At 47.7% G+C, this 11808-nt stretch carries 10 protein-coding genes and 1 CRISPR repeat array; of the genes, 2 read left to right on the top strand and 8 right to left on the bottom strand.

Translation table 11 applies throughout. The features are described 5' to 3' along the window. Positions 1–483: 483 nt before the first annotated feature. Entirely contained in the window at positions 484–1356 is an 873-nt protein-coding gene (locus QUB64_RS01985) for an S-methyl-5'-thioadenosine phosphorylase (RefSeq protein WP_333273796.1), read from the bottom strand. Between the two features lie 207 nt (positions 1357–1563). Here QUB64_RS01985 and QUB64_RS01980 point away from each other — a divergent pair, with 207 nt between their 5' ends. Continuing rightward, positions 1564–1770 (top strand): hypothetical protein, encoded by a 207-nt coding sequence (locus QUB64_RS01980; protein WP_333273799.1) that lies wholly within the window; start codon positions 1564–1566, stop codon positions 1768–1770. 193 nt (positions 1771–1963) lie between these two features. On the opposite strand, the gene QUB64_RS01975 is transcribed toward QUB64_RS01980, so the two are convergent. Further along, on the bottom strand, positions 1964–2803 hold the full coding sequence (locus QUB64_RS01975) for a Tab2/Atab2 family RNA-binding protein (RefSeq protein ID WP_333273802.1): 840 nt from the start codon (positions 2801–2803) through the stop codon (positions 1964–1966). A gap of 174 nt (positions 2804–2977) precedes the next feature. Further along, a CRISPR array of direct repeats spans positions 2978–3526; the repeat unit is 37 nt; unit sequence GTTTCAATCCCTAGTAGGGATTTATGGGTTTCCCCGC. A gap of 180 nt (positions 3527–3706) precedes the next feature. Continuing rightward, complete coding sequence (locus QUB64_RS01970; RefSeq protein WP_333273805.1) at positions 3707–3922, bottom strand: hypothetical protein; 216 nt, start codon at positions 3920–3922, stop codon at positions 3707–3709. A 74-nt stretch (positions 3923–3996) separates the two neighbouring features. Between QUB64_RS01970 and QUB64_RS01965 the strand changes: the two genes are divergently transcribed. Beyond that, positions 3997–5298: a valine--pyruvate transaminase gene (locus tag QUB64_RS01965; protein WP_333273807.1), complete on the top strand. Its 1302-nt coding sequence runs from the start codon at positions 3997–3999 to the stop codon at positions 5296–5298. Between the two features lie 231 nt (positions 5299–5529). Here QUB64_RS01965 and QUB64_RS01960 read toward each other — a convergent pair whose 3' ends face one another. From QUB64_RS01960 to QUB64_RS01940, 5 genes are all read right to left on the bottom strand, one after another. Next, entirely contained in the window at positions 5530–5685 is a 156-nt protein-coding gene (locus QUB64_RS01960) for a hypothetical protein (RefSeq protein ID WP_333273810.1), read from the bottom strand. Next, on the bottom strand, positions 5666–7837 hold the full coding sequence (locus QUB64_RS01955; protein ID WP_333273812.1) for a caspase family protein: 2172 nt from the start codon (positions 7835–7837) through the stop codon (positions 5666–5668). Before QUB64_RS01955 ends, QUB64_RS01960 begins: the two co-directional genes overlap by 20 nt. Positions 7838–8048: 211 nt before the next feature. After that, positions 8049–9230, bottom strand: a complete 1182-nt coding sequence (sat, locus tag QUB64_RS01950) for a sulfate adenylyltransferase (RefSeq protein ID WP_333273815.1) — start codon at positions 9228–9230, stop codon at positions 8049–8051. A 294-nt stretch (positions 9231–9524) separates the two neighbouring features. Then, the gene (locus tag QUB64_RS01945) at positions 9525–10652 is read right to left on the bottom strand and encodes a DUF6745 domain-containing protein (protein ID WP_333273818.1); all 1128 of its coding nucleotides are present in this window, start codon (positions 10650–10652) and stop codon (positions 9525–9527) included. A 97-nt stretch (positions 10653–10749) separates the two neighbouring features. Beyond that, the gene (locus QUB64_RS01940; RefSeq protein ID WP_333273820.1) at positions 10750–11349 is read right to left on the bottom strand and encodes a hypothetical protein; all 600 of its coding nucleotides are present in this window, start codon (positions 11347–11349) and stop codon (positions 10750–10752) included. Between the last annotated feature and the right edge of the window lie 459 nt (positions 11350–11808).

Below are 11808 nucleotides of genomic sequence, written 5' to 3'. Positions count from 1 at the left end.
AAGGGAAGAAACCCGGTTTCTGAGATTAGCGTGTACCCAGACTTTGTAAGTGGCGAGAAACCGGGTTTCTTGGAATATTTTCGGTGAAGTACGAGAAATAAAGGAAGAAACCCGGTTTCTGAGATTAGGGTACACCAACACTTTGCAAGTAGCGAGAAACCGGGTTTCTACGAATATTTTCGGCTGAGTACGAACAATAAGGGAAGAAACCCGGTTTCTGAGATTAGCGTGTACCCAGACTTTGTAAGTGGCGAGAAACCGGGTTTCTTGGAATAATTTCTGTTGAGTACGAACAATTTAGAAAGAAACCCGGTTTCTGAGATTAGCGTGTACCCAGACGCGAGCAAGTAGCGAGAAACCGGGTTTCTACGAATAATTGCGGCTGAGTACGAGAAATTAAGGAAGAAACCCGGTTTCTGAGATTAGCGTGTACCAGAATTTGTAAGGTAGCGAGAAACCCGGTTTCGTACAACTTTTAGGAACTTACAAATATTTCTGCAATAACAAACCCATTTTCTCCTTAGTTGCGGGAGGAACTTTATCCAGTGGAGTCAGAATTGCATATTTCAAAGCGGAATGTGCCTCAGAAACCGGAGGATTTTCGGTTAGTCTCCGGACTGTTTCTTGAATTACTTTTTGGGCATTTTCCGCATTGCGGTGCAAGTTGGCGATTACCATTTCTACGGTTACGCTGTCGTGTCCTTCATGCCAACAGTCGTAATCGGTGACTAATGCTAAAGTTGCGTAGGCCATCTCTGCTTCTCTGGCTAATTTTGCTTCCGGCAAATTTGTCATTCCAATGACTGTCGCATCCCAACTGCGGTAAAGATTTGATTCTGCTTTTGTGGAAAATGCGGGGCCTTCCATGCAGACGTAGGTGCCGCCGCGATGCAGGGAAACGTCGGCGAGATTTAAAGATTCGATCGCGCTTACCAACACTTTAGCCAATTCGCCGCAAATCGGATCGCCAAAGGTGATATGACCGACTATTCCTTCTCCGAAAAATGTAGAAGCTCGATTTTTTGTGCGATCGATAAACTGATCTGGCACTACCATATCTAAAGGTTTGGCCTCTACCTTGAGGGAACCCACCGCTGACGCTGAGATTAAATACTCAACTCCCAGACTCTTCATGGCGTAGATATTTGCCCGATACGGCACTTCCGAGGGCAAAAAACTGTGATTTCGGCCGTGTCTGGCCATAAATGCGACGGGCGTACCGTCCAATGTTCCCACAATGGCTGCATCCGATGGCGCGCCAAAAGGTGTATCGATTTTTACCTCTTCCACATCCTTGAGGGCTTCCATTTTATACAAACCGCTGCCGCCGATAATGCCGATTTTTGCCTGTGCCATTTTACTCTCTGCCTCAGTTTTACAACAGTGATTCTATCGGGCCATCGTTAAGTTGGGGTAAAGATAATTTAATTTTTGTAACAATTGTTACTTTATATACACTATTGTGTTACATAATTATTGTGATCTTAATCACATTATATCTTCACTGAATCTTTAAAAATAAAATTACAGAGTTCTGTTACCTAATTGGAAGGTGTTAAAACGATGACAGTCAGTTCTGCTAATGTACCAAAAATCGCGATCGAGGCGATCGTCCAACGAATCTTTGCTTTCCGCCAAATTACGCCTCTCGACAGGCGGCTGCTGAAGTCTGCAATGCTTTCGACAAGCCGCCTCAACGAAAAGGAACGGTGTCAGATTAACCGAGTGCATCAGGGAATCCAAGATGGATTGATTCTGGTGGTGGAATAGATAGACTTTTAAAAAGGGTGCTTCAGTCTGTATCTGCTGGCGCTTGTTGCGGGTGATAATCTGATTTTGGCGATCGAGTTTTGAAATAAAAAATAAGATAATCTCCGATAGTTTCATTTGTCCGCAGCTAGAAAGGGCGATCGTTTTGTTAAAGTTTTACTGGCTGCGGATGTTTAGGATTCGGCATTAACTATTACGAATTAAAATTTAGCAGCCAAAAGCCTGTATAAGTCATGCCAGTATCATCCGGTTGCACTAACAGGAAATGCAATCCTTTACTCGATTGTTTGCGCTGTTGGTAAGTTTCGGCGGCGGCTTTTACTTCGCTATCTTCAAAGGTGGCGACAACCCATCGATCGGCTAATCCAGCTTCCAAAATCAATCCGTCGGGAACTCCGGCGATATAGTTTAAGGCGAAGGGTTTGGCTTCCTGAAGCCATCTCGCTAGGCGCATTGACTGTCGCCCGCCGTCAATTACTACTCCAGGTACGGGTACTGTTGAGGCTAGGCCTAAGTTCAGGGGTAATAGAAATTCGGGCATTTCTAGTATGGGGAGGGGACGCCCTGCGAAAGCTTCTACGATGTCGCCCGCTGGTAGCGATGCAAAACGCCAGCGATCGCCCCAGAGGTTTTCGGGTAGGGGGATTGGTGGAGGTGTTTCTAGGTCGATCGCCCGATAAGCTTCACCAGTATAATTAGGCAAACTGGAATATTCTTGGGCGCGTTGTTGCAGCAGGGTTTTCAGGGAGGCGGTGCGCCGAGTGGCTTCTACTTTGACACCCAAAACTTTGCCCGCAGCTTCGATTAAACTGAGAGACTGAGGTCTAAATACTTGAATGATGTCGGGCAAATTCTGGGTTTGAGCTTGCTGCTGGAATTGGGCCGCCAGCCAATTTGAGTTTGCTTCCGACTGGCGGCAAAGGGCGCTAAATTGAAATGTTTGTGCCGAGTCGCAGATGAGAAGTTCCCACAATGGTTTGCCGGTTTCGTCTCGGAGAGGGCGGCGGTAGAAATCGGCTTGCCAAATACGCATGGGAATTTAGATATAAGGTCTATGTAACTCGATCATTTTAATCTGGTTTGAATGCGCGATCGGGATTTAGGGGTTTTTTCGCGGGGGCTTACGTTTTACGGTCGTTTCAAGCCCTAGACAGGGAAATACGGGTTTCCCCGCGCTGGTTGGATGGCTGCTGTTTCTATTGATAATGTTTCAATCCCTAGTAGGGATTTATGGGTTTCCCCGCGTTTTGCAGCCCCTGCCGCGTCTTTTCCACCCAGTTTCAATCCCTAGTAGGGATTTATGGGTTTCCCCGCTCTAGTGTTTTCTATTGCATACTCTTCCCAATCTAAGTTTCAATCCCTAGTAGGGATTTATGGGTTTCCCCGCTCGGTTTGCCTTAAAAGTTTTTTCTAAAATGTCTTGTTTCAATCCCTAGTAGGGATTTATGGGTTTCCCCGCTCTGGCAGGACTTCCCGTGCTAGATCGTCACCGCCCGAGTTTCAATCCCTAGTAGGGATTTATGGGTTTCCCCGCTCGCCCGCCACGTCCATCACCGCGTCCGGGTGGTTGGTTGTGTTTCAATCCCTAGTAGGGATTTATGGGTTTCCCCGCACAAGCGAAACCGAATTTTCATTGCTGCCTACGCCGTTTCAATCCCTAGTAGGGATTTATGGGTTTCCCCGCAAAAGCAGGCGCAGGCGCAGGCTTGTAAGCATCAAGTTTCAATCCCTAGTAGGGATTTATGGGTTTCCCCGCCGCCGCCGGTGTTTGAAACCGTTGGTATATTTGGTTTTCAAGGTTCATTTGCGGGACTCCGATCCAAAAGTACCATTTCAGCCTTCGGTCTGTCAATACCCGATTTTTCATATACCCTTCAAACTATTGTCTGGCATAGGTTTCAGCAATCGCGGGAATCGTTTTTAGAAGATAGAAGCATCAAACCCTTGTGACACCTACATTATAGCCGAAAAATCTGACACTCCAAATTTTACACCTACCGATTCCCGCATTTTCAGAATTTACCGATCGCCCATGAGCAACAGATGCGGAGATTGCTTGGTTCCTGGCCATGACGGAAATACCCGATCGCTCCGTCAATCCTAATTTTTCAGCAAAACACACAGCCCGATCGCCCGAGCGAACCCACACCATCAATCCTATCCTGAGACCGATCGCACAAAAGCTATCATAAATAAACCATCAACCTCTACCATCCTCGCCGCATCATGAACCCTGCCCTCACACAATTTGGCACTCAAATGTCCCAACTCACAGGAGTTCGGGCAATTATGAAAGATATTATAGAAACTCTCAGAGCCGGCAACGGGCAGGAATTTATCAACTTAAGCGCCGGAAATCCGGTGATTTTGCCGGAAGTCGAGCAATTGTGGCGCGACTGTACTGCGGAACTTTTAGCGGGCCCAGAATACGGCGAAGTCGTTTGTCGCTACGGTTCCAGCCAAGGCTATCAGCCGTTTATCGATGTAGTATTGGCCGATTTTAACCAACGTTACAACCTCAATTTGACCGATCGCAACATCCTAATTACTCCCGGAAGTCAATCAATTTATTTCTATGCAGCCAACGCTTTCGGCGGCTACACCGCACCAATCGCCGACACTTCCGATCCAAAATCTCAAATCCGCAACCTAAAATCGATCGTTCTGCCGCTGAGCCCAGACTACACCGGTTACGGCGGCGTGAGCCTAATTCCCGAAGCAGTCATCGCCTGCAAACCCACCCTAGATATTGATGCAGCCGCCCACAGATTCAAATACCGCCCGGATTTCAGCCAACTGTCGATCGACGAAACCAGCGGATGCGTCATCTTTTCCCGTCCCTGCAACCCCACCGGCAACGTCCTCACCGACGGCGAAGTGCAGAAAATCGCCGATTTAGCAGCCGCTTTCGACGTGCCGGTATTGGTCGATTCCGCCTACGGCCCTCCCTTCCCCGCCTTAAACTTTACCGAAATGACTCCGATATTCGGTGGCAATATCGTCCACTGCATGAGTTTGTCCAAAGCCGGATTACCTGGTGAAAGAATCGGAATTGCGATCGGCGATGAAGGAATCATTAAAACTTTAGAATCTTTTCAGACCAATATGTGCATTCACTCGCCGAGATACGGACAGGCGATCGCAACTAGAGCCATTAAGTCCGGCGCACTAGCCGACATTTCTCTCAACGTAATTCGCCCGTACTATCAAAGCAAATTTGCAGTAGTTGAAACTACGCTAGAACACGCAATGCCGAAGGATTTGCCCTGGTTCTTGCATCGCGGCGAAGGAGCAATCTTTGCCTGGTTGTGGCTGAAAGATTTGCCAATGACTGATTGGGAAATGTACCAAGAATTGAAGAAAGTCGGTGTAATTGTCGTGCCGGGAAGTTCTTTCTTCCCCGGCTTGCGGGAAGATTGGCAGCACAAGCACGAGTGTTTGCGAATTAGTTTGACTGCGACGAATGATGAGATTGAAACTGCGATGAAACGTTTGGCTCAACTGGTGGAAAAGGTTTATTCCTCCTGAGAGAAAGCGCGATTTACTCGTTACCAGGCTGTGCCTGGTAACGAAGATCTGGAGGCTCTGCCTCCTTAATTCTATGCCGAGGCAGAGCCTCTGGGTATGGGTTCCCAGGCAGAGCCTTGGAACCAGTTACGGGTAAAATTTACCAGGTTGTACGATCGAATTGCCCTGTTTTGCCCGATCGACTTTCACTACCGACAATCGGGAAAAAGAGGAGACGGCATTGCCGTATCCCTAACTCATACCCCATATTCCTTCTCCCTTCCCCCTTTCCCGTAGGTTGTACAAAACATTACCAATGCCCCATACTCCATCCCCCATGCCCCATGCCCCATGCCCCATGCCCCATGCCCCATGCCCCATGCCCAAATTAAACCACCCGATAAACAAAACTCAAACTTGCCCAAACATTCACATCCAAAGCCAAATCCTCCGTCGCTATCCCCAGCTTCTGCACGCCCGGAATGCTAGCCGCGTGCAAATCTTCCAACACAGCCCGCGCCACATTTAAAGGATTCAATAGCACGACGGGCGCGGTATCCCTAATTTGCTGCGTTTCCATTGCAGCCAAAGCGCGATCGAACGGACTCTCACTAACTATAATTAACGTTTCCGCCAAGCCCAAAGCACCCGATACCGCCAACCCGAAAGCTCCAGTCGCCGGCACGCTCGCATTGTCCCCAGGAGCGATCGCCCGCAACATCCCCCCCTCCGTACCCAGCACTGACAGCCGTCCCGCGCTGTCACAGCAGAACACCGCAGCATAAACCGGGCGATCGCTCTCGTTATATAATCTATATTGAATTCGGCTGGCGATCGGCAGACTTAGTATACCCAAGTTACTCGATTTATCGGTTTCTCCGCTCAGGGGTTGCAAGCGATAATCGCCGCTCGCCCGCACCGACTCCCGCTCCACCATCACCCGCGCTTGCGGCGCCAGAGTTGCCAAAACCGCCCGCACTTTCAGCCGGGAAGATGTCTCATTGACAGTCAGCCGCAGCAACTTCGCCGCCTGCAATGCTTTCAACTGCGGAGTCAACCGCTGTACCGCCACTTTAACCGCTTCTCCCCCGTCGCCCTGAGTATCGGGAATCGGCATTTGGCCGACAGAAAACAAACCGTAGCGGCCTTGATACAAAGCAGGCTCGTAAGCGGCAGGAGTCTGAGCGACAATAGTTTCAGGGACTCTCCCGAAGCGAAAGTCAGCCGGTTGCTCGCTCCCTACTGCTGAAACTTGCGGTACAGTGGCGAAAGCACTGGTAGCATCCACCCGCTCGATTCTTTCCAAACCAGAGTCTAAAGCTACTGTCAAACCGATGTTTCGCGGCAATACCCGAATTTCTTCCCTCACTAAATCGCCGGGTGTTAATTGCCTTTCTGTACGATCGAGCTTATCTAAAATTTGAGCTTTCGCAGATAAACCGGTGCGCGATCGCAGCAAAAATCGTGAAGCATTGCTATCCCCTAGGGAATCGCCCTCCGCAGCATCCACAGCAAACACAGAGTCCGCGCAACACTCCAAAACCCCAGGCGACAACCCGCCCAGCCACAACTGCACAGTTTTGCCACCATCTTCCACCGCCGTCACAGCCCCGTCAGCAGCAGCCGAATTCAACATTAAACTTGCCAAATTCAGCGTCGGCGGTGCGGTTAAATCGTCATGGCAAATTTGCGGTTGTTGCGATAACCCCGCCATTTGCTCGACTGTGCCCGCCGCGCGACTAAAACTGACGCTGAAACTGCTAGCGGGAGTTGCCAACCACAGAGTTTGGGTGAGCGCATAGGTAAACAAACCCGCAGTAAATCCGTTCCATTCTTGTTCGGCAGCGATTTGGGAATTGGCGGCCGCGGCCAGTACGGCGAGCGCAGAACGGTGATTTGGGCGGGAGTTGAGGCCTTCGGCAAACGTTAATTCTGCGAGGCTTGGCTGCCCGATGGTGGGGCGGGGACGGGAACGAATGCGAAAGTTGCCGTTTTTGGGGAAACCCGGATAGGTGTGACTGGTATCGAGGATGGCGATCGCATTTTCTGTGGCGAGCGATCGTACCAACTGCAACAGCGTTTCCTCTAAAATATCGTTTACCGATCTATTTGCTAACAGCGGTACCACGTCATCCGCCGGTACTAAACTATTTTGCATTTTTGCCGGAGAGTCGATCGAACTAACTCGACTACCGCAACCGCTAAAGTGAAAAACCACCACATCACCAGGTTTTGCTTGTTCGCTCAAATGAGTTACAAAAGCCGTCTCGATATTTTCCCTGGTAGCGCGAGCATCAGTCAAAGTCAGAATGTCCGACGGCGCAAACCCAAACCGATATATCAGCAATTCCCGCTGCAATTGGACATCCGTCACACAGCCATGGAGAGGCGAGTCTGGATATTTGTCAACGCCCACCAACAAAGCCAATTTACGGGCTGTCGGCTGGGCTAAAGCTTGGAGGTAGCGCGATCCCAACCGCAACCACCCAGCCTCGCTGATTCCCAGTGCAACCAGCACCCGGCCAGCTTGCTGCAAAAATTCCCTCCGCTTCAGTCCCATTTTTAAATAGCTTTGGATTTTATGTTTTGAATTTTAAGTTAAATTCCCCTCAATCATCATCTTAGGGGAATTCAATTAGATTGTGACAGTTAATTATTAAGATAATGTTTAAGTTTTAAGTTTTGAGTTTTAAGTTTTAACTTGCAAATTTAAAACTCAAAACCCAAAATTAAAAAATCTTCAGAATGTCGCCAGCACCCAAGTTGAAGACTTAAATCTCGTAACTGAAAATATTCATGGCCTTCGCCAATTCGGCGGCGACTTCGGGTCGAGAAAACTGCGGGGGCGGCAATTTCCCAGCGCGCAGCATCTCGCGCACTTTCGTACCAGACAAATGCACCCGCTGTTCGGGAGTGCTGGGACTTGTTTTAGTTGTAGCCATTTGTTCGGTCAGCGTGCAATAGAAAGCGTGCTCGAATTTCATCGGCACAATTCCTAATTCTGAGGGTTCAAATTCGTCAAAAATGTGTTGGGCATCGAAAGTGCCGTAATAATCGCCAACTCCAGCGTGATCGCGCCCTACAATAAAGTGAGTGCAGCCGTAGTTTTTACGAATTAAAGCGTGAAAAATTGCTTCTCTGGGCCCGGCGTAGCGCATCGCCGCCGGATTAATTGCTAAAATTACGCGCTCTTTTGGATAGTATTTATCTAGCAGAATTTCGTAGCAGCGCATTCGCACGTCAGCAGGGATATCGTCATCTTTAGTTGTCCCGACTAGCGGGTGTAAAAATAATCCGTCTACTGTTTCTAAGGCACATTTTTGGATATATTCGTGGGCCCGGTGGATGGGGTTTCGGGTTTGGAAACCAACTATGGTTTTCCATCCTTTTTCTTTGAACAGCATTCTCGATTTTGCCGGGTCAATTTGGTATTGCGGAAACCGGACATCTAGTTCGCGTTCCAGCAGCCAAACTTCGCCTGCGAGGTTAACTGGCCCGGATTGGTCTACTACTTGAACGCCCGGATGTTTGAGGTCGTCGGTGCGGTAGACGTTGAGGGCTTCTTCTTCTTTGCTGTAGCGGTATTTTTCTGCGAGTTCCAAGATGCCGACAAATTCGCCAGCGGGGGAGTCGAGGCGGACTAAGGTGCCTTCGGTGAGGGTGTCGGCGACTGCTTGGCTGACTGGGAGGGTGATGGGAATCGACCACGGGAGGCCGTTGGAGAGGCGCATTTCTTTGACTACCGATCGATAATCAGCTTCTGGCATGAACCCTTTGAGAGGACTCAGGGCGCCGATGGCGATCATTTGCAAGTCGGAGATCGATCGATCCGAAAGCTGGACTCGCGGCAGGGACTCTGCTTTGTCAAAAAATTCCTGTCTTTGGTCTAGTGTGGCAATGCGGTTGACCAGGATGCCGCCGTGAGGGGCAATGCGGTCTGAATGCTGGCTCATGTCGATTTGAAGTTGTTGGTTTTAGCTGCCAGAGTACATAGTACCAAGTGCAGGCTGTAAATCTACATTATTTTTTAATTTTTCTGGAGTTGTGCAGAACGCTGGTGAAGGCGGGGCTGTATTTCTTTAAACTGCAAACTCGCACTCAAAACTCTCAAATTTCTTGTCTTATCATGCCCAGTCGATTACCATCATAAAAACGGTTTGTAGTGCGGACTTCAGTCCGCAGCATTTTGCGGACTGAAGTCCGCACTACGAACGGCTGGTAGTGCGGTTAATCGATCGGACACGATATCACGTTTGCACTTGAAATTCTTCGGGCGCTATTCCCCAATTTACCCAGCTAATTGCTTCTTTAGCCGTTAGCGCAGCCCTCGAAGAGGATCGCACTTGTGGCGGCACTCGCAAAGCATGAATGTGTCCCGTACTCGGACAAGTCATCTTTAACAAATAAATTGGCTCTATGTCAACATCATTATCAATTTTTAACAAAGTATATTCTTGCCAAGTATCCAATTCTATTGCTTGTAATTCTTGACAAATTCTCGGATAGCCGATCGCCCCAATCAACACCCGCCACACTTCCGCATTCTTTTCTGTTAGCAGCCATGAAGCCTCCCAAGACTGCGGCGGAACTTGACCGATGCTTTCCGGTAGCAGCACGCCACGATAAGAGTATACCCTGAAGTTGTCAGCAAATTCGATGGCGGGCTGACATAAAGCGTGGAGCAAATATTCGCTGTCAAAATGAATTTTTCGCGGGCGATCGCACACAAAGCACTTTTTCTCAAACGGGTAAATCCAGCCGCAGTTTTCGACTAAGGCTTTAAAGGCTGAGTACAAAGAGCGATCGCACTCCAATCCTAACACCTCAATACAAAAATCAACCCAACTTCCGTGACAGGCCGAAAGTTCGGATAAGATCCAGTTATTATTATAGGTTATATTGACAAAAAATTGGTGAAATCTCCCGCCCATCTTCTTTGCTAATTTGGCATAAACTTCGTCTTTAACATGAATTTGGAATTGACGGATTAGTTGAGCGTACAGCGGGTTATAGAGTTGGCTGTAAATCTGATTTTCCAGTTTCCGTTCGAGTTGACTTCTTAATGTATCATACAATTCATTATGAATTTTGTCTCGAATTTCGCTACCAGTTTCCAGACCAGAATCGCGTATCCTTAGCCGTTCAAGAGCTTTCAAAGCTGTGTAAGGGCTGTCGCAGAAAATAATTTCCGGTTCCCGACAGCCAATGATGTTGTAGGCGGTGTGGATGGCGGCTGTCGCGAGGAGGCGATTCCCTACGGGATAGCTACGCTTCACGAGGAGTGCGATCGACAGTCCAATTTGCCGCCACTTTTCGCGATAAATGGGAATTAGCGCTGTTTGTTCGGGAGTAAGTGCGATCGTTCGTACAGTCATATTATTTAATTTATGATAAACAACATTAATCAGGTTCGTAGTGAGGACTTCAGTCCGCATCAAATAAGAGAGGACTGAAGTCCTCACTACAAACCTATTATTTGTATAAATTAACTATTTTTTGCAAAACCCCTAAAATTAGAGGAAGATTATCGAGATAATAAACATCATCATCAATCATTAAATTATTTCCTTCTAATTTAATAAACCGCCAGACAATGCCCGTAGTTACGCAGCCAAATACGGCAGGTATTGAATTTTGTTGGCGTTGATTAAATAGCTGAGCCGCCACCATTTGCGCGGCACACTGTGGCAGACAAGATTCTATTGCTCCGCCTTTCGTTTCTCTGACTGCAAAAAACGGAACTTTAATTTCAAAATCCAACGGCACGGAAGACAGTATAAAGTCGCATTCTCCATGCAATCCCCGAGAAACATCTACATCAAATGACCAACCGGAAAATATAGAAAATTGTCTGTTATTTTTTTCTCTAGACTCTAACAAAATAGGAGAAATAATCCGTTCCGAACGTTCTTTTGCCGTTGTAACAGCAGTGTGAGAACTAATTTCGAGGGCTTTCCACAGCCATTGGGAGGGTTCTAAAGGAATAACCTTGGTACTCAAAATAGGACTGAGTGAGATCTCCAATCCAAACCGCTCTTTTAATTGTTGAAAAGTGAAGGATTTGTAGGACATATTTCTCTGATAAGTCGGTTGACACAAACATCACTTTGAGATTTAAAGCGAGTTTAAAAACGCTAAAATCCCTTGGATACAAAAGTTAAACCAAAGCAACCCGGTTTCGGGGATAAATCTTGGTTTGTCAGCGAAGTATCTAGGCAGAAACCGGGTTTCTAACCCACCCTGTGTAAGTCTTAATATAGCAACCATTGCAGAATTTGTGAACCTCTCTTTTCTTCCCGATCTCAGGACGATAACTAAATCCGACTTCCTTCTTCCTGATGACCGATAACTGATGACTGATAACTAATGACTTCTTCATTCTTCCTGATGACTAATGACTAATGCCCAATGCCCAATGCCCAATGCCCAATGCCCAATGCCCAATAACTAATGACTAATGACTAATGACTAATGACTGATGACTAATGACTGATGACTGATGACTAATGACTGATGACTAATGACTGATGA

Source organism: Microcoleus sp. Aus8_D2, from assembly GCF_036702665.1.
In the GTDB taxonomy this organism is placed as follows: Bacteria; Cyanobacteriota; Cyanobacteriia; order Cyanobacteriales; family Microcoleaceae; genus Microcoleus.
Note: the sequence above shows the minus strand (reverse complement) of the source record. Positions and strands in the feature narration are given on the sequence as shown.